The sequence below is a fragment of the Labrenzia sp. CP4 genome (genome assembly GCF_001579905.1).
Taxonomy (GTDB): domain Bacteria; phylum Pseudomonadota; class Alphaproteobacteria; order Rhizobiales; family Stappiaceae; genus Roseibium; species Roseibium algicola.
This window is the reverse complement of sequence record NZ_CP011927.1, coordinates 2,722,501-2,746,941: the sequence shown is the minus strand read 5'-3', so window position 1 is coordinate 2,746,941 and position 24,441 is coordinate 2,722,501. Positions and strand designations below refer to the sequence as shown.

Annotated in this window: 32 protein-coding genes and 1 pseudogene; 1 reads left to right on the top strand and 32 read right to left on the bottom strand. The window is 58.3% G+C overall.

Features of this window, described 5'->3' with window-relative positions; all coding sequences use genetic code 11:
- Positions 1-97: 97 nt before the first annotated feature.
- Positions 98-2,491 (bottom strand): patatin-like protein, encoded by a 2,394-nt coding sequence (locus tag ACP90_RS12795; RefSeq protein WP_062488543.1) that lies wholly within the window; start codon positions 2,489-2,491, stop codon positions 98-100.
- A gap of 476 nt (positions 2,492-2,967) precedes the next feature.
- Between ACP90_RS12795 and ACP90_RS12790 the strand changes: the two are divergent.
- A pseudogene (locus ACP90_RS12790) lies at positions 2,968-3,801 on the top strand (adenylate/guanylate cyclase domain-containing protein); the annotation flags it as partial.
- Between the two features lie 18 nt (positions 3,802-3,819).
- Here ACP90_RS12790 and ACP90_RS12785 read toward each other — a convergent pair.
- From ACP90_RS12785 to tuf, 31 genes are all read right to left on the bottom strand, one after another.
- Positions 3,820-5,061, bottom strand: coding sequence for a replication-associated recombination protein A (locus tag ACP90_RS12785; RefSeq protein ID WP_208993578.1), 1,242 nt, complete (start codon positions 5,059-5,061; stop codon positions 3,820-3,822).
- A gap of 71 nt (positions 5,062-5,132) precedes the next feature.
- On the bottom strand, positions 5,133-6,584 hold the full coding sequence (locus ACP90_RS12780; protein WP_062491575.1) for a DegQ family serine endoprotease: 1,452 nt from the start codon (positions 6,582-6,584) through the stop codon (positions 5,133-5,135).
- Positions 6,585-6,711: 127 nt separating this feature from the next.
- Entirely contained in the window at positions 6,712-8,814 is a 2,103-nt protein-coding gene (locus ACP90_RS12775) for a methyl-accepting chemotaxis protein (protein WP_022998252.1), read from the bottom strand.
- Positions 8,815-9,075: 261 nt separating this feature from the next.
- Entirely contained in the window at positions 9,076-9,501 is a 426-nt protein-coding gene (gene rplQ / locus ACP90_RS12770; protein ID WP_055654713.1) for a 50S ribosomal protein L17, read from the bottom strand.
- Between the two features lie 81 nt (positions 9,502-9,582).
- Positions 9,583-10,605: a DNA-directed RNA polymerase subunit alpha gene (locus ACP90_RS12765; RefSeq protein ID WP_006936426.1), complete on the bottom strand. Its 1,023-nt coding sequence runs from the start codon at positions 10,603-10,605 to the stop codon at positions 9,583-9,585.
- Positions 10,606-10,695: 90 nt separating this feature from the next.
- Positions 10,696-11,085, bottom strand: a complete 390-nt coding sequence (gene rpsK / locus ACP90_RS12760; RefSeq protein ID WP_006936427.1) for a 30S ribosomal protein S11 — start codon at positions 11,083-11,085, stop codon at positions 10,696-10,698.
- A 71-nt stretch (positions 11,086-11,156) separates the two neighbouring features.
- Entirely contained in the window at positions 11,157-11,525 is a 369-nt protein-coding gene (gene rpsM, locus ACP90_RS12755) for a 30S ribosomal protein S13 (protein WP_031268319.1), read from the bottom strand.
- A gap of 179 nt (positions 11,526-11,704) precedes the next feature.
- Complete coding sequence (locus tag ACP90_RS12750; RefSeq protein ID WP_022998251.1) at positions 11,705-12,301, bottom strand: adenylate kinase; 597 nt, start codon at positions 12,299-12,301, stop codon at positions 11,705-11,707.
- Positions 12,298-13,629, bottom strand: coding sequence for a preprotein translocase subunit SecY (gene secY, locus ACP90_RS12745; RefSeq protein ID WP_022998250.1), 1,332 nt, complete (start codon positions 13,627-13,629; stop codon positions 12,298-12,300). Before secY ends, ACP90_RS12750 begins: the two co-directional genes overlap by 4 nt.
- A gap of 47 nt (positions 13,630-13,676) precedes the next feature.
- Positions 13,677-14,144 (bottom strand): 50S ribosomal protein L15, encoded by a 468-nt coding sequence (gene rplO, locus ACP90_RS12740; protein ID WP_062488536.1) that lies wholly within the window; start codon positions 14,142-14,144, stop codon positions 13,677-13,679.
- A gap of 23 nt (positions 14,145-14,167) precedes the next feature.
- Positions 14,168-14,365, bottom strand: a complete 198-nt coding sequence (gene rpmD / locus ACP90_RS12735; RefSeq protein ID WP_006936433.1) for a 50S ribosomal protein L30 — start codon at positions 14,363-14,365, stop codon at positions 14,168-14,170.
- 41 nt (positions 14,366-14,406) lie between these two features.
- On the bottom strand, positions 14,407-14,973 hold the full coding sequence (rpsE, locus tag ACP90_RS12730; protein WP_006936434.1) for a 30S ribosomal protein S5: 567 nt from the start codon (positions 14,971-14,973) through the stop codon (positions 14,407-14,409).
- A gap of 41 nt (positions 14,974-15,014) precedes the next feature.
- Complete coding sequence (gene rplR / locus ACP90_RS12725; RefSeq protein WP_022998248.1) at positions 15,015-15,377, bottom strand: 50S ribosomal protein L18; 363 nt, start codon at positions 15,375-15,377, stop codon at positions 15,015-15,017.
- A gap of 12 nt (positions 15,378-15,389) precedes the next feature.
- A complete protein-coding gene (rplF, locus tag ACP90_RS12720) occupies positions 15,390-15,923 on the bottom strand; it encodes a 50S ribosomal protein L6 (protein ID WP_022998247.1) in 534 nt (177 codons plus the stop codon).
- A gap of 41 nt (positions 15,924-15,964) precedes the next feature.
- Entirely contained in the window at positions 15,965-16,363 is a 399-nt protein-coding gene (rpsH, locus tag ACP90_RS12715; RefSeq protein ID WP_006936438.1) for a 30S ribosomal protein S8, read from the bottom strand.
- 12 nt (positions 16,364-16,375) lie between these two features.
- Complete coding sequence (gene rpsN, locus ACP90_RS12710) at positions 16,376-16,681, bottom strand: 30S ribosomal protein S14 (RefSeq protein WP_006936439.1); 306 nt, start codon at positions 16,679-16,681, stop codon at positions 16,376-16,378.
- Positions 16,682-16,702: 21 nt separating this feature from the next.
- Complete coding sequence (gene rplE, locus ACP90_RS12705) at positions 16,703-17,260, bottom strand: 50S ribosomal protein L5 (protein ID WP_022998246.1); 558 nt, start codon at positions 17,258-17,260, stop codon at positions 16,703-16,705.
- Positions 17,253-17,570 (bottom strand): 50S ribosomal protein L24, encoded by a 318-nt coding sequence (gene rplX, locus ACP90_RS12700; RefSeq protein ID WP_006936441.1) that lies wholly within the window; start codon positions 17,568-17,570, stop codon positions 17,253-17,255. Before rplX ends, rplE begins: the two co-directional genes overlap by 8 nt.
- Complete coding sequence (gene rplN / locus ACP90_RS12695; RefSeq protein ID WP_006936443.1) at positions 17,570-17,938, bottom strand: 50S ribosomal protein L14; 369 nt, start codon at positions 17,936-17,938, stop codon at positions 17,570-17,572. The genes rplX and rplN overlap by 1 nt, the downstream gene beginning before the upstream one ends.
- Positions 17,939-18,007: 69 nt before the next feature.
- Positions 18,008-18,238 carry a 30S ribosomal protein S17 gene (gene rpsQ / locus ACP90_RS12690; protein ID WP_022998245.1) on the bottom strand — a complete coding sequence of 77 codons (231 nt, stop codon included), beginning with the start codon at positions 18,236-18,238 and terminating at the stop codon, positions 18,008-18,010.
- A 10-nt stretch (positions 18,239-18,248) separates the two neighbouring features.
- Complete coding sequence (gene rpmC / locus ACP90_RS12685; RefSeq protein ID WP_006936445.1) at positions 18,249-18,449, bottom strand: 50S ribosomal protein L29; 201 nt, start codon at positions 18,447-18,449, stop codon at positions 18,249-18,251.
- A 21-nt stretch (positions 18,450-18,470) separates the two neighbouring features.
- The gene (gene rplP, locus ACP90_RS12680) at positions 18,471-18,884 is read right to left on the bottom strand and encodes a 50S ribosomal protein L16 (protein ID WP_022998244.1); all 414 of its coding nucleotides are present in this window, start codon (positions 18,882-18,884) and stop codon (positions 18,471-18,473) included.
- Positions 18,885-18,931: 47 nt separating this feature from the next.
- Positions 18,932-19,660: a 30S ribosomal protein S3 gene (rpsC, locus tag ACP90_RS12675; protein ID WP_006936448.1), complete on the bottom strand. Its 729-nt coding sequence runs from the start codon at positions 19,658-19,660 to the stop codon at positions 18,932-18,934.
- Positions 19,660-20,040 (bottom strand): 50S ribosomal protein L22, encoded by a 381-nt coding sequence (gene rplV, locus ACP90_RS12670; RefSeq protein WP_006936449.1) that lies wholly within the window; start codon positions 20,038-20,040, stop codon positions 19,660-19,662. The genes rpsC and rplV overlap by 1 nt, the downstream gene beginning before the upstream one ends.
- Positions 20,041-20,042: 2 nt before the next feature.
- Entirely contained in the window at positions 20,043-20,321 is a 279-nt protein-coding gene (rpsS, locus tag ACP90_RS12665) for a 30S ribosomal protein S19 (protein WP_022998243.1), read from the bottom strand.
- A 12-nt stretch (positions 20,322-20,333) separates the two neighbouring features.
- Positions 20,334-21,164 (bottom strand): 50S ribosomal protein L2, encoded by an 831-nt coding sequence (gene rplB, locus ACP90_RS12660; RefSeq protein ID WP_055654715.1) that lies wholly within the window; start codon positions 21,162-21,164, stop codon positions 20,334-20,336.
- 18 nt (positions 21,165-21,182) lie between these two features.
- Positions 21,183-21,476 (bottom strand): 50S ribosomal protein L23, encoded by a 294-nt coding sequence (locus ACP90_RS12655; protein ID WP_006936452.1) that lies wholly within the window; start codon positions 21,474-21,476, stop codon positions 21,183-21,185.
- Positions 21,473-22,093 carry a 50S ribosomal protein L4 gene (rplD, locus tag ACP90_RS12650; protein ID WP_055654717.1) on the bottom strand — a complete coding sequence of 207 codons (621 nt, stop codon included), beginning with the start codon at positions 22,091-22,093 and terminating at the stop codon, positions 21,473-21,475. Before rplD ends, ACP90_RS12655 begins: the two co-directional genes overlap by 4 nt.
- Positions 22,093-22,803: a 50S ribosomal protein L3 gene (rplC, locus tag ACP90_RS12645; RefSeq protein ID WP_031268311.1), complete on the bottom strand. Its 711-nt coding sequence runs from the start codon at positions 22,801-22,803 to the stop codon at positions 22,093-22,095. The genes rplD and rplC overlap by 1 nt, the downstream gene beginning before the upstream one ends.
- A 23-nt stretch (positions 22,804-22,826) precedes the next feature.
- Entirely contained in the window at positions 22,827-23,135 is a 309-nt protein-coding gene (rpsJ, locus tag ACP90_RS12640) for a 30S ribosomal protein S10 (RefSeq protein WP_006936455.1), read from the bottom strand.
- A 73-nt stretch (positions 23,136-23,208) separates the two neighbouring features.
- On the bottom strand, positions 23,209-24,399 hold the full coding sequence (gene tuf, locus ACP90_RS12635; protein ID WP_006936456.1) for an elongation factor Tu: 1,191 nt from the start codon (positions 24,397-24,399) through the stop codon (positions 23,209-23,211).
- Positions 24,400-24,441: the final 42 nt, after the last annotated feature.

Below are 24,441 nucleotides of genomic sequence, written 5' to 3'. Positions count from 1 at the left end.
CAAATATCCACATGCAATTCCCTAGCCACTTTTGTGCGTAGCGAAAGAGCGGACCTCACGTCAAGGAATGACTTGCCAAATTATGAATATTACCCGGTCAGACGCTTTCCGTCACATGAGCGAAATCGGGATAGATCGACCGGACCAGCTTGTCGACCCGGTCTATTTCCTCTGGAATATCAGAAAGTTTGCCACGTTCTTCTTCCAGAACCGCCAGAAAGATCCGTGCGCGTGCCTGGTTTACCTGGATCTGCGGCAAAGTGCCCTCACCTGCCGCAGACAGAACGATGCTGACCAGCCTGTCGGCAGCGTTGAGACGTCCCCACAGATAATCATGTTCCCGCCAGCCGCGATTGAAGAAGGCACCGAACGTATTCAGGGACTTGCCCTTTAGGTCGAAACCTTCCGTATAAAGGCTTGCGGCGTCGGTCGGGCTGATGCGGTCGACCAGGATTTCCGTCACCTCCGAGAAGTCGTTGCGCTGCAACACGGGAAAGGTGATCAGATCGAAAAAACCGAACCCGATATAGGTTCCCATCAGGGATGTGTGACGGCTCTTGTCGAGTAGATTTCGGGCCGTCTCGGCAAAGAGTTCGTCCTGAAGCCTGTCCAGATCGGCAAGCCCCATCATCTGTGTCAGGGATTTCAGCATTGGCTGGACATGCTCGGCAGCGTCCGGACCACCCGCCTCCGCTGCCCGAACGAACGTTTCGGCGAGTTCCCGGCTGCGGCCACCGAAAAACCGGTCATTCCAGCGCCAACCCAGATGATCGATCTGCTCGTAGAGCAATCCCTTCATCTGATCGAGCGCCTCGAAATTGGGCGGCGGTAAGTCGGAGCCCGGACGATAGTGATAGAAGCCGTTGAGCTTGCGCACCGCAAAGCGAAGCCGGCGTATCCGGTAGTCGACATCCAGCCCGCGCAACAAGGCAACAACATGCGGGTCCGTGCGCCCCAGGATGTCCTTGCTCTCGGCTGTCAGGCGGCTGGTATGACGCGAGTACAGTCCCAGAAGGGCTTCTTCCTGGCCACGTGCACTGTCCAGCCCACTGAGCCGCGCCGTCAGACCAGCCAACCGCTCAGCCAGGGAATGAAGTTTCAGGGACTGATAATTGAGAAAGGCGAACCCTGCCTGCTCGAATGCGGCCACGGTTGCCTGCTTGCGGCATAACGAAAGAATGTCAGGTGTCACCCGGCGCCGCTTTGGCAAAATGCCCGCCACCGCCTTTTCCACCATAGGCCCCGCATCATCGATCAGTTGCGAGAGCCAGCGGCTGCGCCGGTTGTTCTGTTCAAGCTCTTTCAGATCATCGCCGATGGGCTCATTGCGCGGAATATGAGCGAGCGAAGCCAGGATCACGCGGAAGAACCCGGGCAGCTCCGAAACGGTGCTATCCGTTTCGACCGAAACCACTGGTGACGGATCCACATAGATCAGCCGCCGGGCAACTTCGCGCACCGCCGGCCGATCCTGAATAACGTCAATCACCGGCGCAAAGGGCTTGTTCATGACGACGCTGCCATCGACAAAACAATGCTGACCGGCTGTTTCGGACGTCAGGTTCAGTCCTCTTGCAAGAAACGCATCCCGGTTGTGCCACGTCAGGTCGTGATCGACCAGCACCCGCTCCATTTCCGCAACCGTTGCAGGAGGGAACGCCCCTGGAAACGAGGACGTCGCACGAGCCGCAAAGACAATTTCCGGAATGCTGTCGGCATCGAACTGGCTTTCGATATCTCCTGGCATTCTGTGCGCGGCATGGAAACTCAGGATCCGGCGATGATCCCACTCCTCGACATAGTCCGGATCGTCCAGGTGAATGCGTCGCTTGATGCCGTTGTAATCGGTGATCGTCACGAACAGGTCGAGCGTCTGACCACGCGGGATCAGACTGCGGCCGGGCACGGCACCGTCCTCCATCTTCTGGCAGGCATCCAGCATCCAGCTGATGAACCGTTCACCGGAAAATGGCGGTGTGAACCAACGAGCCTGCATGAACAGTCGCAGCTTCTCGCGCGTTTCCGCGCTTTCTATCTGCTTTGTCAGCCGTGTGGAAATCAGCTGATCCAGCACCGGCGAAATGGAAATCTTCAGGTACCGGGACAAACCGGCCTGTGGCCGGGCCAAACGGGTAACATCGGCATTTTCCAGCCACATCTCGCTGTGGCTGTCGAGCGGCAGGTCGTGGGTGATGGCCCGTGCAAGCATGATGCCGTTGACGCCACCTGCAGACGCACCGGCAATTGCGTCAACCACCACCCGGATGTCGGCAACGGAGGACAACAGATCGAGCAGATCCTTGTAGGCGCTTTGAACCGGCGGAAGCTCCTGAACGGGTACTTCCTGGGCAGAACCGTTCGATTTGCGGTCGAGGCGAACGCTCGACGCCCGAACAAGATTGAGGATTTCCCGGCTTACGCCATGCATGTAGATGGCAAGCGAAACGCCGCCATAAAACACCAGCGCCAATCTGAGTTCGATTTCCTTCATGAGGTCACCGTGGGGAACATATTGAAGTCCTAACACGAAAGAATGGCTACTATCTTTATGCGGCGGACCTTTCCATTCGCCAATCAAGACATGGCGGAACTTTGCTCTCGCCCGATCACTTCTGTGCAAACATGGTTTGACGACGAGGCTTGCCGGGAACTTGGCGCTCTGAAGCCTGCTACGATTTTCCCCCGCCTGACCTGTATATTCCGCTAAGATAGTTCATGGATCCGACAGTGATTCTTTAAAGTTCAGCATTATAAAACAGACAATGAGACCAGACCTTTTCGACGCGGAATGAAATGGCCAAGAGTGTAGATACAGCTGCCCAAAGCTCCGATGAAACCGGGCAAGCCGACCAGACGACCTCGCTGCAATCCCTGCAGGAAGAGAACGACTATCTGCGATCCGAGTTGGAAGATCTGCGCCTCCTGTACGAGGCGACCATCGAGCATGGCGAAGCGGTCGAGGACCAGCTGGCGGATCAATCCACCAAGCTCGAGGCACTTTCGCGGCAGCTCGCCAAATACCTTTCGCCTCAGGTCTATCAATCCATTTTCGAAGGCCGACAGGAAGTCAAGATTGCGTCCACACGCAAGAAACTGACGGTTTTCTTCTCCGATATCGCCGACTTCACCGAAACGGCAGACCGGCTTGAATCAGAAGAACTCACGGCAATCCTCAACCAGTATCTGACGGAGATGTCGAATATCGCGCTGCGCTACGGCGCGACCATCGACAAATACGTCGGCGACGCCATCCTGATCTTTTTCGGTGACCCGGAAACACGTGGTGTGACCGAGGACGCGCTTGCCTGCGTACGCATGGCCATCGACATGCAGGACCGGATGAAGGCGCTCCAGGGTGCCTGGCGGGAAGCCGGTATCTCCAAACCGATGAAATGCCGCATGGGGATCCATACGGACTATTGCACCGTGGGCAATTTCGGCAGCGAAGATCGGTTGGACTACACCATCATCGGACGTGGCGTGAACACGGCCTCCCGCCTGGAAAGCCTTGCCACACCGGGCTCTATCCTGATCTCCTTCGAAACCTATTCGCAGGTGAAAGAGCAGATCAAATGCGCTGAAAATGGTGAAGTCAACGTCAAGGGGATTGCCTATCCGGTCTCCACCTACGAGGTAATCGGCCTGAAGGAACCCGTTCCGGTCAAGGATGATCTGGAGGTCGACCTGGTGTCCCGCCAGCTGGACAAGATTTCCGACACGATGGCACCGGAAGACCGGGACAGGCTGATCGCCACACTCAAGAGCGCCCTCGATCGTCTGACATCCACCGAAACCGCCTGATCTTTCAGGCTACTCGGATCAGCCTCGTTCCTTGCGCCGCTTGTCCCAGAACTCCAGACGTTTTCTCAGTTCCCGCTCAAACCCTCTCTGGGGTGGGTCGTAATAGGTCTTGCGGCCCAACTGCTCTGGAAAATAATCCTGACCGGAAAAGCCGTCGGGAGCATCGTGATCGTATTGATAGCCGTCGCCGTACCCTTCCTGCTTCATCAGCTTGGTGGGCGCGTTGAGGATATGCTTGGGCGGCAGTAGAGAGCCGCTGGATTTGGCATCCCGCATCGCCGCCTTGTAGGCCACGTAAGCACCGTTCGATTTCGGCGCCGTTGCAAGATAGATCACCGACTGCGCAAGCGCCAATTCCCCTTCGGGCGACCCTAACATCTGGTAAGCGTCACGGGCTGCGTTGGCTTGCACCAGTGCATTAGGGTCGGCCAGCCCGATGTCCTCAACCGCCATGCGGATAAGACGCCGGGCAAGATAGAGCGGGTCCTCCCCGCCATCCAGCATCCGGCAGAACCAGTAGAGGGCGGCATCGGGATCGGAACCCCGCACGGACTTGTGCAGTGCGGAAATCAGATTGTAATGGCCGTCGGCACTCTTGTCGTAGATCGGCGCCCGCCTCTGGACAATTTCCTGCAGGCGCTCAGCATCGAAGACCCCGTCCTCTCCTGCGGCGCGCCAGACATCCTCGGCCAGGGTCAGAGAAGAGCGGCCGTCGCCATCGGCCATGCGGATCAGCACCCGTCGGGCTTCCTCGTCAAGCGGCAGCTTACGCTCTTCCACCTCCTCTGCCCGCGCCAGCAGTTTTTCGATGGCGTCCGCGGAAAGGGAATGGAACGTCATGACGTGAGAGCGCGACAGCAAGGCCGCGTTAAGCTCAAAGGACGGGTTTTCCGTGGTCGCACCAACCAGCGTGATCGTGCCGTCCTCCATCACCGGAAGGAAGCTGTCCTGCTGCGCCCGGTTGAACCGATGGATCTCGTCTACGAAGAGCAGCGTTGCCCTGCCGCTCATGCGCCGGGCGCGAGCCGTTTCGAACACCTTCTTCAGGTCCGAAACACCGGAAAAGATCGCCGAGATCTGTTCGAACGCAAGGTCCGTTTCATTGGCCAGCAACCGGGCAATGGTTGTCTTGCCGGTACCCGGTGGCCCCCAGAAGATCAACGAACCAAGCGTCCGCGTCTTCAGCATGCGCGACAGCGTGCCTTCCGGCCCGAGCAGGTGATCCTGCCCAACCACATCCGCAAGTTTGGTCGGTCGCATCCGGTCCGCCAGTGGCCGCGGGCCGGACTGGCTTAGTCCGGAAGCTTCGAACAGATCGCTCACACTGTCTCCTAACCGCGCAGGATGAGCTGTGAAACCTTGCCGTCCCGCTCGATATCGAGCTGCCAAACACGCGGTGGCTTCTTGGTGATACCTTCCAGCATTTCGGTGGTCTCGACGGTTTGCCGGTTGATGCCCCGGATGATGTCGCCCGGGCGAAGCCCCACACGGTCCGCGGTGCTGCCGCGCTTCACTTCGGCAATCACGACACCGTCGAAAATCCCTTCCATTCCCAGTTCCTCGGAAACGGCAGGCGAAAGGTTCATGACCGTCGCGCCTTCGAAGGGCGAATAGTCGACAAGTTCACGCGTATCCCGTGGAATGGTTTCGGGAGCCGGCTGCAGTGACACGGTCACATGCTGTTCCGCACCGTCCCTCAGGACAACAAAATCGGTCTGTTCGCCAATCATCTTTGTTGCAAAACGATAGCCGAAGGAATTGGGATCGGTCACTTCCTTGCCGTCAACCGCAATCACCAGATCGCTGACCCGAAGCCCGGCCTCAAAGGCAGGTGACCCATCAAAGACTGCCGTCACAAGCACACCGCGTGGCCGGTCGAGAGACAGTGCTTCAGCGATTTCGGCATTTACCAGCTGCACGGTCGCGCCCAGCCAGGGCCGCTGCACCTTGCCGCCATGATCGGCAGCTTTCGCAACGAAACGCGCCATATGCGCCGGAATGGCAAAGCCGATACCGTTGGAGCCGCCGGAGCGAGAATAGATGGCCGAGTTGATGCCAACCAGCTTGCCGGTCATATCGACAAGCGCACCGCCCGAGTTGCCCGGGTTGATTGCAGCGTCGGTCTGGATGAAGAACTGAAAGTCCGTCACGCCGACCTGCGTGCGAGCCGTGGCCGAGACAATGCCCTGGGTAACCGTCTGGCCGACACCGAACGGGTTACCGATGGCAAGCACGATGTCGCCGACTTCAAGGCTGTCGGAATCCGCAAAGTCGATGCTTTCGAAAGGTCCATCACCCCGGATCTTCAGCACCGCGAGGTCGGTACGTTCGTCCATGAGAACGATATCGGCATCGAATTCACGACGGTCGTTCAGGGCTACACGAACGTCGTCCGCGTCCTTGATCACATGATGGTTGGTGATCACCGTACCATCACTCGAAATGATGACGCCGGATCCAAGGGACGATTCAACCCGCTGCCGTGGCCTGTCGTTCCCGCCGGGCTGGCCGAAGAACCGGCGAAAGAAGGGATCGTCCATGAAGGGCGACACTTGCCGACGCTGGACCACCTTACGGCTGGCATAGACGTTGACCACCGCCGGCGCGACCTTTTTCACGATTGGCGCGAAGGAGAGTTTGATCTGCGCATCGCTTTGCGGAACAAGCCGAAGATCGGCCGGAGACGGCTGCACAGTCTGCGAAAGCGCAGCAGACATACCCATCAGGCCGATCAGGCCCGCTATGACAAGGGAACGCGTAAAGCTGGTCAGAACCAGGCGCATGGCGGGTGCCTCTTTTTCGAATCTTCTCATATCCATCGCGATACATGGCAGATAGGGAGGAAAAGAGGCAAATACAAAAGGGGCCGCCGGATTTCCGGCGGCCCCTTTTTCATCATGCAGGCTTACTTCAGGCCGAACGAACCTGCGCAAGGAAGCTGCGCACTTCGTGATCCAGTTCTTCAGCTTTCGATGCCATGTCCGCTGCTTCTTCGGAGAAGTTCTGTGCAGCCATGTTGGTATCATTCGATAGAGATGAAACGTTGCGGATGTCCTCGGTAACCTTGGAGGTTCCACCGGCGGCCCGCTGAGTGTTCTCTGCAATGCCCTGCGTCGCATAGCTCTGCTCGGTAACGGCTGCTGCAACTTCGCTCACCGACTTTGTAATCTCGTCGATGGTCTTCTGGATGTCGCCGATGGCATCAACCGCATCGTCGGTCGCCCCGCGGATGGCATCGATCTGTTGCTGGATTTCGCCGGTTGCCTTGCCGGTCTGGGACGCAAGATCCTTGACCTCGGAGGCAACCACCGCGAAGCCCTTGCCGGCTTCACCGGCACGTGCGGCTTCGATGGTGGCGTTAAGGGCCAGAAGGTTGGTCTGGTCGGCGATATCGGAAATCAACGTGACGACTTCTCCGATCCGGTTGGCAGCTTCCGCAAGCGAGCGCACCGTATCGTTGGTCGTTTCCGCACGTTTGGTTGCTTCGGCAGCAACGCTGGAAGAGCGTTCGATCAGCGTCGAGATTTCCTGGATCGAACTGGAAAGCTGATCGGAAGCTGCTGCGATCGATTCCACTTCGGCCAGAGTTTCTTCCGACATAGTGGCCGCATTGGCAGATGTTTCGCCTGCCATGTCGGTCATGCTGCGCATCTTGTTGGCCGATTCGCGCAAGGTTGCAGCGGTATGGGCAACCTTGTCCACGACGGTGCCGACGGTCGCTTCGAAGTCGCCGGCAAGGCTTGCCAGCATTTCCTGGCGCTGTTCGGCCTGACGTCTCGCATCATCGGCTTCCTCGGCTGCACGACGCTCGTTTTCTTCAGCCGCGTTCTGGCGGATCTGAAGAACGGCCCGGCCGATGTCGCCGATTTCGTCCTTGCGGTTCGCAGCCTTGATCTCCGCGCCAAGATCACCGGAGGCAATCGCGTTGAGAGCCCCTACAAGCGTGGTGAGAGGACGGGTGATCGACTGGGAGAAGAACAGGGCAATGACGGCTGCAACGGCAATTGTTGCAAGCGACCAGAGGAACATCTGATCGCGCATGCGAATGACGGCAGACAGCGTTTCTTCAACGCTCTTCTCCGCAACGATGGCCCAGTTCTGCCCCTGGAAGGCTAGCGGACGGGCAACGACAAGATCATCAACGCCATCAGCCCCCTGAACGATACCGGCTGAAGCGGTGCCTGCGGCAGCTTCAATCGCCGGTCCGCTGGAAACGCTGGTGCTGAGCGCGGTTGGCGCACCTGCAAGCGGCATGTCGCTGAGCGCGAGGCCGTCCTGGTTGATTACGTAAACCTGACCGGTTTCCCCGAGGTCTTCACGGTTCGCGACAACTTCACTCAGGAAATCGGAATCGATCCGCATGACGGCAACACCGCTGAGGCTGATCGTACCAAACGAATTCATGAACACGGGCGATGCCAGGAACAGAGAGCCCTTGCCTCCGGCAGGGGTATAGGGTGCAAAGACACTGGCAGCAATCTCCCCCTCACCCAGCTCCTTGGCGGCATTATAGACCATCTCCAGGCCGGTCCCTTCGGCAACACTGCCTTCACCAAGCTTGGACAGGAATTCGTCACCCTTGGTGACCGAATAAAGAATGAGACCGGCGTTATCGAGCAGATAAAGATCTGCGAATCCGCCGTTCTTCCAGACATTGTAGAACGCCGGGTGCGCCTCGGTGTGGCGCCAGGCATACATTGTCTTCTGTTCCTTGCCTGTGACCGCTGCACGTTCTTCAGGGCTCTGCGGCGCCTGGAACAGGCCGAGAATTTCGTCCTTTTCCTTGGCAAGGTTCATGGTCGCGTTGCCGAGGTTGCTCAACGGATCCGACACGCTGGACGCAAGGTTCACGATCTGGGATTCAGCTGCGTGCAGGCGCGACTGCAGGAGCGCGTTACGCGCTGTGATGACCATGCCAAGTTCGGCTTCTGCCGCTTGTTGCAATCCGTCGCGACCGGTCATGTAGCCGATGACACCCACCGCCGCACATGCGGCGACTGTAATCACGATCATCAGAGCCGGAATAACAAAAGAAAGTCGAAGAGAAGGCGACCTCTTCTTAGAAGCGGAATTCGTTTTGGCTATCACAGTAAATCTCCCCAGCCTCTCCCACTAGTCCAGGAGGCATGGCTAGAAGCTAGGCAGTTTTCCTTAAATCATTGATAATTGCGGTCTCATTATTCGAAACGAATACGTTTGGGTGCACAGTCACGAAGACAACAAAAAAAGGCGGGCAAATCTGCCCGCCTTTCCCGATTGCCATCGAGGCAATTATTACGCTGCGTTTTCAGCTGCTTCTTCAGCTTCAACGCGAGCACGGTCTTCAGCACCGCGTGCTTCCGGATCACGGTCAACCAGCTCGATGACAGCCATCGGAGCGTTGTCGCCATAGCGGAAGCCGGCTTTCAGCACGCGGGAGTAACCGCCGCTGCGGTCCTTGTAACGCTCACCGAGCGTTTCGAACAGCTTGGCAACCATTGCCGCATCGCGAATCTGCGAAATGGCCTGGCGGCGTGCATGCAGGTCACCGCGCTTGCCCAGGGTGATGAGCTTGTCGATGATCGGCTTCATTTCTTTAGCCTTCGGCAGGGTCGTTACGATCTGTTCGTGCTTGATCAGCGACGCTGCCATGTTCGCGAACATAGCCTTACGGTGGCTAGAGGTCCGGTTGAGCTTGCGGCCGGATTTACCGTGGCGCATGGCCCTCTCCTTTTTCTTTCAGGCAGTCAGTTCTTCTGGTTGAACTCTTGCCCGGTTGATCCTCACAGGACGCGTACGCCCTTAGTACTGATGGTCTTCGTAGCGCTTGGCGAGATCATCGATGTTCTCAGGCGGCCAGTTGGCAACTTCCATGCCGAGATGGAGACCCATCTGGGCGAGAACTTCCTTGATTTCGTTCAGCGACTTGCGGCCGAAATTCGGGGTCCGCAGCATTTCCGCTTCGGTCTTCTGAATGAGATCGCCAATATACACGATATTGTCGTTCTTCAGGCAGTTTGCAGACCGTACAGACAGTTCCAGCTCGTCGACCTTCTTCAGAAGCGCAGGGTTGAAAGCCAGTTCCGGGACGCTGTCCTCGGCGACTTCACGCTGCGGCTCTTCGAAGTTGACGAAGATGGAGAGCTGATCCTGCAGAATGCGTGCAGCGAATGCCACGGCGTCTTCCGGCTTGACGGAACCATCGGTTTCGACAGTCAGGGTCAGCTTGTCATAGTCAAGAACCTGGCCTTCACGGGTGTTTTCCACCTTGTAGGAGACCTTCTTGACCGGAGAGTAGAGGCTGTCGACCGGGATCAGGCCAATCGGCGCATCTTCCGGACGGTTCCGATCGGAAGAATGGTAGCCCTTGCCGGTGTTGACGGTGAATTCCATGCGGATTTCAGCGCCTTCATCCAGCGTGCAGAGCACCAGTTCCGGATTGAGAACCTCGACGTCGCCAACAGTCTGAATATCGCCGGCGGTGACAACACCCGGACCCTGTTTGCGCACGACCATGCGCTTGGGACCCTCGCCTTCCATGCGGATGGCGATTTCCTTGATATTCAGCACGATGTCGGTGACATCTTCCCGGACACCCGGGATCGACGAGAACTCATGCAGAACGCCATCGATCTGAACGGCAGTCACGGCGGCACCCTGCAGAGAAGACAGCAGGATACGGCGCAGCGCGTTGCCAAGGGTCAGACCGTAGCCACGCTCGAGCGGCTCGGCAACGACGGTTGCCAAGAAGCGCGGGTCTTCACCCGGCTTGATCTCGAGTTTGGTCGGCTTGATCAGTTCTTGCCAGTTTTTTTGAATGGTCACGTTTTCGTCCCTTCGGCTATCCCGCCCGGCGGATCAGCGCCAGGCCATTCTTTGCCATTTGGAGAAACAAGTACCTAAAGCTGGGAAGCCTTAGACGCGGCGACGCTTGCGCGGACGGCAGCCGTTGTGCGGAATCGGCGTCACGTCACGGATGGACGTGATCAGGAAACCGGCGGCCTGCAGGGCACGCAGAGCAGATTCACGACCGGAACCCGGACCGCGCACTTCCACTTCCAGGGTGCGCATGCCGTGCTCGGCAGCTTTTTTCGCAGCGTCTTCCGCAGCAACCTGGGCAGCATACGGAGTGGACTTACGGGAACCTTTGAAACCGAGTGCACCGGCGGACGACCAGGAGATCGCGTTGCCCTGTGCGTCGGTGATCGTGATCATGGTGTTGTTGAACGTGGAGTTCACATGCGCGACGCCAGAAGAGATGTTCTTGCGTTCGCGGCGACGCACGCGCGTCGTGTCTTTAGCCATTCTCTTATCCTTGTTTTGATCTCGTCACTGCCGTAATGCCGGCAGCTCCACCACCAATCGAGGCAGGGTAATTATTTCTTCTTACCAGCGATCGGTTTAGCCGGACCCTTGCGGGTACGTGCGTTCGTGTGCGTCCGCTGACCGCGAACCGGCAGGCCGCGACGGTGACGCAGGCCGCGGTAGCAGCCAAGGTCCATCAGACGCTTGATGTTCATCGCGGTCTCACGACGCAGGTCACCTTCAACGAGGTAATCGCGGTCAATGGTTTCGCGGATGGACAGAACTTCTGCGTCGGAAAGCTCGTTCACACGGCGGGCAGCATCGATGTTGTTCTTTTCGATGATTTCCTGCGCGAACTTCGCGCCGATGCCGTGAATGTACTGAAGCGCGATGACAACGCGCTTGTTCGTCGGGATGTTAACGCCAGCAATACGTGCCACGTTCGTCTCCATGATTACGCAGCGAGACCATGGTCTTGCCGCAGGTTGTAATGCCCGCGTCCGGTGGAGTCCGGCCCTTGCGGGTACGAAAATGCCGGGGTAACCCCGGCACAGAGAATGCCGGCCCCACTTACATGGAACCGGCTTAACTGTAAGGTAGAGCGGGTCGTTTAACGGCTCTAAACCTTTTCGTCAAGTCCTTGAAGAACGGAATCTATTGAAGCCGTCACTTCATCAATGGACTGCATGCCGTCAATCACGGAAAGAAGACCTGTCTTCTCGTAATACGGCACAACAACTGCGGTATCGCGGTTGTAGGCTTCAAGGCGTTGCTTGAAGACTTCCGGATCATCGTCCTTGCGCACCGGCTGACCCGCAGCCTGTGCATCAGCAGCGCGCTTGATGATCCGATCGACCAGCTTCGACTGGTCAACACGCAGTTCGATAACGGCGTTCAGCTTGAGGCTGTTTGCTTCCAGCATCTCGTCAAGCGCTTCGGCCTGGGCGAGCGTGCGGGGAAAACCATCAAGAATGAATCCGTTCCTGGCATCTTCTTCGGCGATCCGGTCGCGGATGATACCGACAACGATCTCATCCGACACGAGCCCACCTGCGTCCATGACTTCCTTGGCTTTAACGCCTACCGGGGTCTGGGCGGCCACTGCGGCCCGCAGCATGTCTCCGGTGGAGAGCTGCGGGATCGCGTATTTCGCAACGAGGTGCGCGGCCTGTGTCCCCTTCCCCGCTCCTGGCGGTCCAACCAGAATAAGCCTCATCGACGCCTCCCACTTAATTTCGCTTTTTTCACCAGACCCTCATATTGGTGCGCAAGCAAATGCCCCTGGATCTGTGACACGGTATCCATCGTCACGCTTACGACAATCAACAAAGAGGTGCCACCGAAATAGAACGGAACGCCTGTCGCCGAAATAAGGAATTCGGGTAATAGACAAACGACGGTGATGTAAATTGCACCGACCACCGTAATGCGCGTCAGAACGTAGTCAATATACTGCGCTGTACGCTCGCCGGGACGGATCCCGGGAATGAAACCGCCGTGTTTCTTCAGGTTGTCCGCAGTGTCGCTCGGATTGAAAACGATCGCGGTATAGAAGAAACAGAAGAACACGATCATCGCTGCGTAGAACACCATGAACAACGGCTGGCCGTGACCAAGCGCCGCAGTGATATAAGTCAGCCACTCATTGCCCGAACCCTGACTGAAGCCGCCGATGGTGGCAGGAACCAGCAAGAGGGAAGAAGCGAAGATCGGCGGAATCACACCGGCAGTGTTGAGCTTGAGCGGCAGGAACGAGGTGTTGCCCTCGAACATGCGGTTGCCCATCTGGCGCTTAGGATACTGAATCAGCAGTCTGCGCTGAGCCCGTTCCATGAACACGATCAGTGCGATCACCACGACAGCCAGTATCAGGATGCCGAGAATCAGGATCGTCGACATCGAACCCTGGCGGCCGAGTTCAAGCACGTTGACCAGCGCGACCGGCAGACCGGCGACAATGCCGGCAAAGATGATCAGCGAAATACCGTTACCGATACCGCGCGATGTGATCTGCTCACCGAGCCACATCAGGAACATGGTTCCGCCGACAAGCGTCAGGACAGTTGACGCGCGGAAGAACCAGCCCGGATCGGCGACCACATTGGTCGCTCCTTCCAGACCGACTGCAATACCGTAAGCCTGGAAAGCCGCCAGGATAACAGTGCCGTAGCGCGTGTACTGATTGATGACCTTGCGGCCCTGCTCGCCTTCCTTCTTCATCTGCTCGAGCGTCGGTACGACGGTCGTCATGAGCTGCATGATAATGGAGGCGGAAATATACGGCATAATGCCGAGAGCGAAGATCGCCATGCGCTCGACAGCACCGCCGGCAAACATGTTGAACATGCCGATGATGCCGGACTGGGCCTGATTGAAGGCCTGCGCAAAGGCGTCCGGATTGATGCCGGGCAAGGGAATGTAAGTGCCCAGTCGATAAACCAAAAGCGCCCCCAGTGTGAACCAGATGCGCTTTTTGAGTTCTTCAGCCTTGGCGAAAGCTGAGAAATTGAGATTTGACGCCAGTTGCTCGGCGGCCGATGCCATGCCCTACTCCGGAATGCTTGCCCAAGAAATGGGTGAAGCCCAGGCTGTTAAGCCTGAGCTCCCAGAACGGCAACCTTGCCGCCTGCTTTTTCGATCGCTGCAACAGCGCCCTTGGAGGCACCGGCAACTTCAAAGGTCACTGCAGCGGTGAGTTCACCGTTGGCAACGATGCGCACACCGTCACGGACCCGCTTGACAACGCCTGCTGCCTTCAGCGCTTCGACGGTTACCGTCTCGGACACATTCAGCTTGCCTGCATCAATCGCCTTCTGAACACGGCCAACGGACACAGTGTTGTAGTCCTTGGCAAAAATGTTCGTAAAGCCGCGCTTCGGCAGACGGCGGTGAAGCGGCATCTGACCGCCTTCAAAGCCTTTGATGGCAACGCCGGAACGGGACTTCTGACCTTTGACACCACGGCCACCAGTCTTGCCCTTGCCGGACCCGATGCCGCGAGCCACACGCATGCGGTCTTTTACGGCACCTTCGTTGTCACGAAGTTCATTGAGCTTCATGTTCGTTTCTCCTCACCCCGTTCTTACGCGTTGTCTTCGACGACGCGAACGAGATGCTGGACCTTATTGATCATGCCGCGTACTTCAGGAGTATCCTTCAGCGTGGAACGGCGGTGCATCTTGTTCAGGCCGAGACCGACGAGCGTCGCGCGCTGGTCCTTAGGACGGCGCAGCGGGCTGCCGATCTGTTCGACCGTGACAGTCTTTTCGGTGTTCGCCATGGAACATACCCTCTCTCAGCTGGGGACCGGAGCCGCTAAGGTCAAGCCTCAGCGGCAGCCGAAGCCGCCTCATCGTTGTTGTCACGACGGCGGGACTGCAGCACAGAGACCTTCAGGCCACGGCGGGCAGCGACGGAACGCGGGCTGTCTTCCTTGGTCAGCGCAGCAAAAGTTGCACGCACCATGTTGTAGGGGTTGGAAGTCCCCAGAGACTTGGCCACAACGTCCTGGACGCCGAGCGTTTCGAAAACGGCACGCATCGGGCCGCCAGCGATGATACCGGTACCGGCCGGAGCTGCACGAAGCAGAACCTTGCCAGCGCCGTGACGGCCTTCCACATCGTGGTGGAGGGTCCGGCCTTCGCGAAGCGGTACACGGATCATCGTGCGCTTTGCTGCTTCAGTTGCCTTACGGATGGCTTCCGGCACTTCACGCGCCTTGCCATGACCGAAGCCGACGCGGCCCTTCTGGTCACCAACCACAACGAGTGCTGCGAAGCCGAAACGACGGCCACCCTTGACCACTTTCGCAACGCGGTTGATGTGAACGAGCTTGTCGACGAATTCGCTGTCTCGCTCGTCGCGATCGCGATTTTCTTGTCTCGCCATATTATACGTCTTCCGTTCTTAAGAGCGCCAACGGGCGCTGGTCAGAATTCAAGTCCACCTTCACGGGCTGCATCAGCAAGCGCTTTTACGCGCCCATGATACTGGTACCCGCCACGGTCGAACACGACCTGCTTTACGCCAGCGGCAGCAGCACGCTCGGCGACAAGCTTGCCAACGGCTGCGGCTGCAGCGACGTCGGCGCCCGTTTTCAGGCTGCTCTTGAGATCTGTTTCGATCGTTGAAGCAGAGACAATCGTATGTCCCTTCGCATCGTCGATGATCTGGGCGTAGATCTGCTTCGACGAGCGGAAGACAGAAAGGCGCGGACGACCGTTCGCGGCTTTCTGAATCGAACGGCGCACGCGATCGCGGCGGCGCTCGAAAGCTTGTTTGCTGTTCGCCATGATCTGGGTCCGTTACTTCTTCTTGCCTTCTTTGCGGACGATGAACTCGCCTGCATAACGAACGCCTTTGCCCTTGTAGGGCTCCGGCGGGCGGAATTCACGAATTTCAGCAGCAACCTGACCGACGCGCTGTTTGTCGGTACCGGTGATGTTGATTTCCGTGGGTTTCGGGCACACGATATCGATACCATCCGGGATCGGATAGACAACGTCATGAGAGAAACCGAGCGCCAGCTGAAGGTTCTTGCCCTGGACCTGAGCGCGATAACCGACACCGGTGATGGCGAGGTCTTTCTTGAAGCCCTCGGTTACGCCAGTGATCAGGTTCGCGACCATGGTGCGGCTCATACCCCACATGGAGCGAGCCGGCTTGGAGCTGTTGCACGGATCGATTTTGATCCCATCATCCGTCATTTCGGCCAGAACAAGATCATTGAGCACGAAAGACTTTTCGCCTTTCGGGCCCTTGATCGTAACCGTCTGACCGTCGATCGATGCCGTTACCCCGCTTGGCACGGGGACTGGCTTTTTGCCAATACGAGACATATGACCAACCTTGTCGTTGTTTTAAAAGTGAGGATGCCGCATCAGAAGACGCGGCAAAGAACCTCACCACCTACGTTTTCGTCCCGCGCCTGATGGTCGCTCATGACACCACGCGGAGTCGAAATGATCGACACGCCCAGGCCATTAGAGACATGCGGGATGTTTTTCACCGACGAGTACACGCGGCGGCCCGGCTTGGACACACGTTCGATCGTGCGGATAACCGGTTCACCGTCGAAATACTTCAGTTCGATTTCCAACTCGGACTTACCGCCCTCGTATTCAACCGTGGTGTAGCCACGGATGTACCCCTCTTTTGCGAGCACATCAAGTACATGTGCGCGCAATTTGGAATTTGGTGAACTGACCTTGTTCTTGCGACGCATCTGCGCGTTGCGAATGCGGGTCAGCATATCCCCCAACGGATCAGAAATTGCCATCGGAGTTTCTCCTTACCAGCTCGACTTGACCAGGCCCGGGATCTTACCCAGGGAGCCCAGTTCACGAAGCGCAATACGCGACATCTTCAGCTTGCGGTAAAAACCGCGCGGACGGCCGGACACTTCGCAACGGTTGCGAACGCGGTTCGGCGCGGAATTCCGCGGCAATTTTGCCAGCTTCAGGCGTGCGTTGTACCGCTCTTCCAGGGACAGGCTTTCATCTTTAGCCAGTGCCTTCAGGGCAGCGCGCTTCTCAGCGTATTTCTTTACAAGCTTCTCGCGGCGCTTGTTCTTCTCGATTGCGCTTTTCTTCGCCATCGTCGATCCCTTCCTTGCCCGTTACTTCGTGAACGGGAAGTTGAACGCGCGCAGAAGCTCGCGTGCTTCATCGTCATTCGGCGCCGTGGTGCAGATGATCACGTCCATGCCCCAGATCTGGTCGACCTTGTCGTACTCGATTTCCGGGAACACGATGTGTTCTTTGATGCCCATGGCGTAGTTGCCGCGACCGTCGAAGCTCTTCGGGTTCAGACCACGGAAGTCACGTACGCGCGGCAGCGCGATGGTGATCAGACGGTCCAGGAATTCGAACATCTGCTGGCGGCGCAGGGTAACCTTTGCACCAAGCGGCATGCCTTCGCGAACCTTGAAGGTTGCGATCGACTTTTTCGCCTTGGTGATCACCGGCTTCTGACCGGCAATCAGTGCCAGGTCGTCAGCTGCGATACGCGCCTTCTTGGAATCGCTGACCGCTTCGCCGACACCGACGTTGAGGACAATCTTTTCCAGCTGCGGAACCTGCATGACGTTCTTGTACTGGAACTTCTCCAGAAGCTGCTTGCGCACAACTTCGTCATAATGCGTCTTGAGACGCGGCACGTTAGTGGTCTCAGCCATCGATCAGGTCTCCCGAACGCTTGGCCACACGGACCTTGGTGCCATCGTCCTGCACTTTGAAGCCGACGCGGGTCGCCTTGCCGTCCTTCGGATCGGCCAGTGCAACGTTGGATAGGTGAATCGGGGCTTCCTTGGCCACGATGCCTGCTTCCTGCGTCTGGGTCTGCTTCTGGTGGCGGCGAACCATGTTGATGCCGCGGACCAGGGCCTTGTTGTCAGCCGGCAGCATCTGGATGACTTCGCCGGACTTACCCTTGTCACGGCCGGTCAGCACAACCACCGTGTCGCCTTTTTTAATTTTCGCAGCCATCAGAGCACCTCCGGCGCGAGCGAAATGATTTTCATATGGTTCTTTGCACGGAGTTCACGCGGTACCGGTCCGAAGATACGGGTGCCGATCGGCTCCTTGTTGTTGTTGACCAGCACGGCCGCATTGCGGTCGAACCGGATCACGCTGCCATCGGGACGGCGGATATCCTTTGCCGTGCGCACGACGACAGCCTTCATCACGTCGCCCTTCTTAACGCGGCCCCGCGGAATTGCCTCTTTCACGGAGACGACGATGATGTCGCCTACCTGGGCATATTTACGCTTGGAGCCGCCGAGCACTTTGATGCACATGACACGACGAGCGCCGGAATTATCCGCGACGTCGAGGTTTGTTTGCATCTGAATCATGACTGGCTGCCTTGTTCTTCTGATGGCGCTCGGGTCACGGGCGCCTGATGCTCACTGAATGGAGCGCGGTCACTGAGCGACCACGGTCCAACGCTTGTTTTTAGAGATCGGCGCGCATTCTTCGATCTGAACAATGTCGCCAACCTTGTACTGGTTGGTTTCGTCGTGTGCGCGGTACTTCTTGGTCCGGCGCACAGTCTTCTTCAGCAGCGGGTGCGTGAAGCGACGCTCCACATTCACCGTCACCGTCTTGTCATTGGCGTCGCTGACAACGGTGCCCTGCAGGATACGCTTCGGCATGGCCGTCTCCTTACGCGTTCGCCGACACGCGCTTTTCGCGCATGATCGTCTGGATACGCGCGATATCACGGCGGATCTGCCGGACACGCGCAGTGTTTTCAAGCTGACCCGTAGCCCGCTGGAAGCGCAGGTTGAACTGCTCTTTCTTCAAGCCTTCAAGCTCACTACGGAGCTCGTCGAGGGTCTTAGCCCGTACATCGGTAGCCTTCATGGCTCTAACTCCTCGCCTGCCCTACTCGCCGATACGCTGAACGAAGCGGCACTTGATCGGCAGTTTGGCTGCAGCAAGACGCATGGCTTCACGCGCAATGTCTTCCGGCACACCGTCGATTTCGAACATGATCCGGCCTGGCTTGACACGGCAAGCCCAGTAATCCGGAGAACCCTTACCTTTACCCATGCGGACTTCAGCAGGTTTCGAGGAAACCGGGACGTCCGGGAAGATGCGGATCCAAACACGACCCGCACGCTTCATGTGGCGGGTCATAGCACGGCGGGCCGCTTCGATCTGACGTGCCGTAACACGCTCCGGCTCAATCGCCTTCAGACCGAATGCGCCGAAGTTGAGGTCAGTGCCTCCCTTCGACAAGCCGTGGATGCGGCCCTTGTGCTGCTTGCGGAACTTTGTGCGCTTCGGTTGCAGCATCGTTCTTCTCTCGTCTTTCTTAAGTTACGAGCGGCAGGCAGCTTGAATTAAGCTGCGCGCTCGCGGCCCCGATCCCGGCGTCCGCCGCGATCACCCTGGTTGCCTTCGGAAGCAGCGGTCGCACGGCGCTCAGACGCCATCGGATCGTGTTCCAGAATTTCACCCTTGAAGATCCAGACCTTCACACCGCACACGCCGTAAGCCGTGTGAGCGCTTGCAACACCGTAGTCGATGTCTGCACGCAGCGTGTGAAGCGGGACGCGGCCTTCGCGGTACCATTCGATACGCGCAATTTCCGCACCGCCGAGACGGCCACCGCAGTTGATACGGATGCCCTGTGCACCGAGACGCATGGCGGACTGAACGGCCCGCTTCATGGCGCGACGGAAAGCAACGCGGCGTTCCAGCTGCTGGGCAATCGACTGGGCGACCAGGGTCGCGTCGATTTCCGGCTTGCGCACTTCAACGATGTTGAGATGCACTTCGGAATTGGTGATGTCGGCGATCTTCTTGCGAAGACGCTCGATATCGGCACCCTTTTTACCGATGACCACACCCGGACGACCGGAGTGAATGGACACACGGCACTTCTTGTGCGGGCGTTCGATAACAACCTTGGACACGGCAGCCTGCTTCAGTTCCTTCAGCAGGAGCTCACGGATGCGGAAATCTTCGTGCAGAAGATCGCCGTATTCGTTCTTGTTCGCGTACCAGCGGCTGTCCCAGGTGCGGTTGATCCCGAGGCGCATGCCGATCGGGTTTGTCTTATGTCCCATCAGGCAGTCTCCTCAACTTCGCGCACGACGATGGTCAGGTTCGAGAACGGCTTCTCGATCCGGCCAACACGACCGCGTGCACGTGCCTGGAACCGCTTGATCACAAATGCCTTGCCGACATGTGCTTCAGCAACCACCAGGTTGTCGATGTCCAGGTCATGGTTGTTTTCCGCGTTGGCAATGGCCGACATCAAGGTTTTCTTGACGTCCTGCGCAATGCGCTTGCGGGAGAATGTCAGGTCCGCGATCGCGGAACCGACTTTTTTGCCACGGATCGAAGCCGCAACGAGGTTCAGCTTGCGCGGGGAAACGCGCAGCATGCGGGTCATTGCCCGGGCCTCATTGTCAGCGAGCGTCCGCTCACGCTTCGGCTTGCCCATCGTTACTTCCTCTTCGCCTTCTTGTCGGCGCCGTGTCCATAATAGGTCCGGCTCGGCGAGAACTCACCGAACTTGTGACCGATCATTTCCTCAGACACCAGCACCGGAACGTGCTTTTGACCGTTATAGACGCCGAAGGTCAAACCGACGAACTGCGGCAGGATGGTAGAGCGGCGGCTCCAGGTCTTGATGACCTCGTTCCGGCCGGACTCACGGACCTTGTCCGCTTTCTTCAGCAGATACCCGTCGACAAACGGACCTTTCCAGATCGAACGTGCCACGATCCTTGCCCTTTACTTCTTCGCGTGACGGCTGCGGACGATAAACTTATCAGTCTGCTTATTGCGCCGCGTACGCTTACCTTTGGTCGGTTTACCCCAAGGAGTAACCGGATGACGACCGCCGGAGGTCCTGCCTTCACCACCACCGTGCGGGTGGTCGATCGGGTTCATGGCAACACCGCGAGTATGCGGACGAATGCCAAGCCAGCGGGAACGGCCTGCTTTACCCAGGTTAACGTTGGCGTGGTCCGGGTTGGACACGGCGCCAATGGAAGCCATGCAGGTTCCGAGCACACGGCGCTGCTCGCCAGACATCAGGCGCAGCGTGGTGTAGCCCTGGTCGCGGCCGACGATCTGAACGAACGCACCTGCCGAACGAGCGATCTGGGCGCCTTTGCCCGGCTTCAGCTCGACATTGTGCACGATCGTACCAACCGGAATGCGAGCCAGCGGCGCGGCATTGCCCGGTTTCACGTCGACGGATTCACCGGCGATGACGGTATCGCCAGCAGCCAGGCGCTGCGGCGCCAGGATGTAGCTCAGTTCACCGTCTTCGTAACGGATGAGTGCAATGAATGCGGTCCGGTTCGGATCGTATTCAAGGCGCTCGACCGTTGCCGGAACGTCCCATTTACGGCGCTTGAAGTCGACAAGACGGTAAGACCGCTTGTGACCGCCACCGCGGTTCGGAGACGTCAGGCGGCCGGCGTTGTTGCGGCCACCGGACTTGGACAGGCCTTCGGTCAGGGTCTTGACCGGCTTGCCTTTCCACAGACCAGAGCGATCAACTTGAACCAGCTGACGGCGGCCTGGGGACGTCGGGTTGAATGTCTTAAGTGCCATTTTTCTTAAGTCCCCGTCTTAGAGCCCGGTGGTCACGTCGATTGCGTGACCTTCCTGCAGCGTAACGACGGCCTTCTTGTAGTCGGACTGACGGCCGATGCGACCGCGGAAGCGCTTGACCTTGCCCTTGCGGACCAGGGTGTTCACTGCCGTGACCTTTACACCGAACAGCGCTTCGACTGCGGCCTTGATTTCCGGCTTCGTTGCATCGTTAGCAACTTTGAAGACAACCTTGTTCTCTTCGGAAGCCATCGTCGACTTTTCGGTGATTACCGGGCCGACGATTTTGTCGTAGTGAGGAAGTTTGCTCATTTAAAGCGCTCCTCAAGTGCGGACACCGCAGCCTTCGTCAACACCAGGGTGTTGGCACGCAGGATGTCGTAAACGTTGATGCCCTGAACCGGCAGCACATCCAGATGCGGAATGTTGCGGGACGCCAGAGCGAAGTTTGCATCGACCTCGGCGCCGTCAATGATCAGGGCGCTGGTCAGGCCGAGCTTGGTCAGCTGTGCCTTGAGCGCCTTGGTCTTTGCTTCGGCTGCCTTTGCGTCTTCGACAATAACGATGCTGTCTGTCTTGGCTTTCGCCGACAGGGCATGCTTCAGGCCGAGGGCGCGAACCTTCTTCGGCAGGTCATGGCTGTGATCGCGAACGATCGGGCCGAATGCCTTACCACCACCGCGGAACTGCGGGGCCTTCTTGTTGCCGTGACGTGCACCGCCGGAACCTTTCTGACGGACGAATTTCTTCGTCGTGCCGGAAACTTCCGAACGGCCCAGTGCCTTGTGGGTACCTGCCTGGCGCTTGGCCAGCTGCCAACGCACCACACGGTGGATCAAATCGGTGCGCGGCTCGAGACCGAAGATCTCGTCAGACACCGTGATCGAACCGGCCGCCCCACCTTCGAGGGTCTTGACCTGGAGTTCCATCACTCACTCTCCTTCCCGGCGGCCGCAGTCGCTTCGGTTGCTTTGAAAGCACCCGGAACCGGAACGTTTTCCGGCAGCGCCTTTTTGATCGCGTCGCGGACCAGGATCCAGCCGCCCTTGGCGCCCGGAACAGAGCCCTCGACCATGATCAGGCCACGCTCAACATCAGTGCGCACAACCTTCAGGTTCTGCGTGGTCACGCGGGCATCACCCATGTGACCGGCCATTTTCTTGCCCTTGAACACGCGGCCCGGGTCCTGACACTGACCGGTAGAACCGTGCGAACGGTGCGAGATCGAGTTACCGTGCGACGCACGGCCACCACCGAAGTTGTGACGCTTCATGGCACCGGCAAAACCCTTACCGATAGAAGTGCCGGTCACGTCGACAAACTGGCCTTCGACGTAGTGGTCAGCGGTCAGTTCCGCGCCAACGTCGATCAGGTTTTCCGCGGAAACGCGGAATTCGGCCACGGTCCGCTTCGGCTCAACCTTCGCAACAGCAAAGTGGCCACGCAGTGCCTTCGGCGTATTTTTTACTTTACGGGTACCTGCACCGAGCTGCAGCGCAGTGTAACCATTTTTTTCGTCAGTGCGGTGGGCAACCACCTGGCAATTTTCCAGCCGCAGAACGGTGACCGGAACATGCTCGCCTGCATCGTTATAGATGCGGGTCATGCCCACTTTCTGAGCGATCACTCCAGAACGCATGGATGTGTCCCCTTCGACCCGGCTTAGAGCTTGATCTCGACGTCGACACCAGCGGCGAGGTCGAGCTTCATGAGCGCGTCCACCGTCTGGGGCGTCGGATCAACGATATCGAGAAGGCGCTTATGCGTACGCATCTCGAACTGATCGCGGCTTTTCTTATCGATATGCGGCCCGCGAAGCACCGTGTACTTCTCGATCCGCGTCGGCAGCGGCACGGGACCCCGTACCTGAGCACCGGTCCGCTTGGCCGTATTGACGATCTCCTTGGTGGAGGCGTCGAGAATACGGTGGTCAAACGCCTTCAGGCGGATCCGGATATTCTGACCGTTCATTGTTGTTGTTCCCAATAAGACTGCGGGCCTGCCCGCGTTTCACTTGAAAGTCACCGGCAGGCCCGGCTGTCGATTATTCGATGATGGATGCGACGACGCCAGCGCCGACGGTACGGCCACCTTCGCGGATAGCGAAGCGCAGGCCTTCTTCCATGGCGATCGGCACGATCAGCTCAACCTCGACGGAGACGTTGTCGCCCGGCATCACCATTTCCGTGCCTTCCGGCAGGGACACCACACCGGTCACGTCCGTCGTACGGAAGTAGAACTGCGGGCGGTAGTTGGTGAAGAACGGGGTGTGACGACCACCTTCTTCCTTGGTGAGGATGTAAGCCTCGGCCTTGAACTTCGTGTGCGGGGTAACAGTACCCGGCTTGCAAAGAACCTGGCCACGCTCAACGTCTTCACGTGCAATACCGCGGATCAGCGCGCCGATGTTGTCGCCTGCTTCGCCGCTGTCCAGCAGCTTGCGGAACATTTCAACGCCGGTGACCGTGGTCTTCTGCGTGTCCTTGATGCCGACGATTTCGACTTCTTCGCCAACCTTCACGATACCGCGCTCAACACGACCGGTCACAACCGTACCACGGCCGGAGATCGAGAAGACGTCTTCGATCGGCATCAGGAACGGAAGGTCCTTCGGACGCTCCGGGGTCGGGATGTACGCGTCGACCTGAGCCATCAGCTCACGGATCGCATCGCGGCCGATGGCCGGATCGCGGTTTTCAACGGCTGCCAGTGCAGAACCCTTGACGATCGGAATGTCGTCGCCCGGGAATTCGTAGGAAGACAGCAGTTCGCGGATTTCCATTTCGACGAGCTCGAGAAGCTCTTCGTCGTCGACCTGGTCAACCTTGTTCATGAACACGACCAGAGCCGGAACACCAACCTGGCGAGCCAGGAGGATGTGTTCACGGGTCTGCGGCATCGGGCCGTCAGCGGCAGAACAGACCAGGATCGCGCCGTCCATCTGCGCTGCACCGGTGATCATGTTCTTGACGTAGTCGGCGTGACCAGGGCAGTCGACGTGTGCGTAGTGACGGTTTTCCGTCTCATACTCAACGTGTGCCGTGGAGATGGTGATGCCGCGAGCCTTTTCTTCAGGCGCGCCGTCGATTTCGTCGTAAGCTTTTGCAGTCGCACCGCCGGTTTCAGCCAGCGTCATGGTGATTGCTGCGGTCAGCGTCGTCTTGCCGTGGTCAACGTGGCCAATCGTGCCAATGTTAACGTGCGGCTTGTTGCGCTCAAATTTTTCTTTCGCCATCGGATTACTCCGTTTCTCTAGTTCTTCTTGACGTTAAGAGGA

What these genes read in the sequence shown, in the direction of transcription:
- ACP90_RS12795 (WP_062488543.1), bottom strand. Translation starts at nt 2,491, where the DNA reads ATGAAGGAAATCGAACTCAGATTGGCGCTGGTGTTTTATGGCGGCGTT.
- ACP90_RS12775 (WP_022998252.1), bottom strand. Translation starts at nt 8,814, where the DNA reads ATGATCGTGATTACAGTCGCCGCATGTGCGGCGGTGGGTGTCATCGGC.
- rpsH (WP_006936438.1), bottom strand. Translation starts at nt 16,363, where the DNA reads ATGGCAATTTCTGATCCGTTGGGGGATATGCTGACCCGCATTCGCAAC.
- rplD (WP_055654717.1), bottom strand. Translation starts at nt 22,093, where the DNA reads ATGGAACTCCAGGTCAAGACCCTCGAAGGTGGGGCGGCCGGTTCGATC.
- rpsQ (WP_022998245.1), bottom strand. Translation starts at nt 18,238, where the DNA reads ATGCCGAAGCGTATCCTGCAGGGCACCGTTGTCAGCGACGCCAATGAC.
- rplC (WP_031268311.1), bottom strand. Translation starts at nt 22,803, where the DNA reads ATGCGTTCTGGAGTGATCGCTCAGAAAGTGGGCATGACCCGCATCTAT.
- rplV (WP_006936449.1), bottom strand. Translation starts at nt 20,040, where the DNA reads ATGGGCAAGCCGAAGCGTGAGCGGACGCTCGCTGACAATGAGGCCCGG.
- rplR (WP_022998248.1), bottom strand. Translation starts at nt 15,377, where the DNA reads ATGGCGAACAGCAAACAAGCTTTCGAGCGCCGCCGCGATCGCGTGCGC.
- rplX (WP_006936441.1), bottom strand. Translation starts at nt 17,570, where the DNA reads ATGGCTGCGAAAATTAAAAAAGGCGACACGGTGGTTGTGCTGACCGGC.
- rpmC (WP_006936445.1), bottom strand. Translation starts at nt 18,449, where the DNA reads ATGAAGGCTACCGATGTACGGGCTAAGACCCTCGACGAGCTCCGTAGT.
- rpsJ (WP_006936455.1), bottom strand. Translation starts at nt 23,135, where the DNA reads ATGAACGGTCAGAATATCCGGATCCGCCTGAAGGCGTTTGACCACCGT.
- rpsK (WP_006936427.1), bottom strand. Translation starts at nt 11,085, where the DNA reads ATGGCTAAAGACACGACGCGCGTGCGTCGCCGCGAACGCAAGAACATC.
- rplQ (WP_055654713.1), bottom strand. Translation starts at nt 9,501, where the DNA reads ATGCGCCACGGTAAATCCGGCCGCAAGCTCAACCGGACCTCTAGCCAC.
- secY (WP_022998250.1), bottom strand. Translation starts at nt 13,629, where the DNA reads ATGGCATCGGCCGCCGAGCAACTGGCGTCAAATCTCAATTTCTCAGCT.
- ACP90_RS12780 (WP_062491575.1), bottom strand. Translation starts at nt 6,584, where the DNA reads ATGCGCCTGGTTCTGACCAGCTTTACGCGTTCCCTTGTCATAGCGGGC.
- ACP90_RS12785 (WP_208993578.1), bottom strand. Translation starts at nt 5,061, where the DNA reads ATGCGACCGACCAAACTTGCGGATGTGGTTGGGCAGGATCACCTGCTC.
- rpsE (WP_006936434.1), bottom strand. Translation starts at nt 14,973, where the DNA reads ATGGCGAGACAAGAAAATCGCGATCGCGACGAGCGAGACAGCGAATTC.
- rpsC (WP_006936448.1), bottom strand. Translation starts at nt 19,660, where the DNA reads ATGGGACATAAGACAAACCCGATCGGCATGCGCCTCGGGATCAACCGC.
- rplO (WP_062488536.1), bottom strand. Translation starts at nt 14,144, where the DNA reads ATGAAGCTCAATGAACTTCGTGACAACGAAGGTGCCGTAAAAGACCGC.
- rplF (WP_022998247.1), bottom strand. Translation starts at nt 15,923, where the DNA reads ATGTCTCGTATTGGCAAAAAGCCAGTCCCCGTGCCAAGCGGGGTAACG.
- rpsN (WP_006936439.1), bottom strand. Translation starts at nt 16,681, where the DNA reads ATGGCGAAGAAAAGCGCAATCGAGAAGAACAAGCGCCGCGAGAAGCTT.
- tuf (WP_006936456.1), bottom strand. Translation starts at nt 24,399, where the DNA reads ATGGCGAAAGAAAAATTTGAGCGCAACAAGCCGCACGTTAACATTGGC.
- rpmD (WP_006936433.1), bottom strand. Translation starts at nt 14,365, where the DNA reads ATGGCGAACACCGAAAAGACTGTCACGGTCGAACAGATCGGCAGCCCG.
- ACP90_RS12750 (WP_022998251.1), bottom strand. Translation starts at nt 12,301, where the DNA reads ATGAGGCTTATTCTGGTTGGACCGCCAGGAGCGGGGAAGGGGACACAG.
- rplE (WP_022998246.1), bottom strand. Translation starts at nt 17,260, where the DNA reads ATGGCTGAGACCACTAACGTGCCGCGTCTCAAGACGCATTATGACGAA.
- rplB (WP_055654715.1), bottom strand. Translation starts at nt 21,164, where the DNA reads ATGGCACTTAAGACATTCAACCCGACGTCCCCAGGCCGCCGTCAGCTG.
- ACP90_RS12655 (WP_006936452.1), bottom strand. Translation starts at nt 21,476, where the DNA reads ATGAGCAAACTTCCTCACTACGACAAAATCGTCGGCCCGGTAATCACC.
- rplN (WP_006936443.1), bottom strand. Translation starts at nt 17,938, where the DNA reads ATGATTCAGATGCAAACAAACCTCGACGTCGCGGATAATTCCGGCGCT.
- rplP (WP_022998244.1), bottom strand. Translation starts at nt 18,884, where the DNA reads ATGCTGCAACCGAAGCGCACAAAGTTCCGCAAGCAGCACAAGGGCCGC.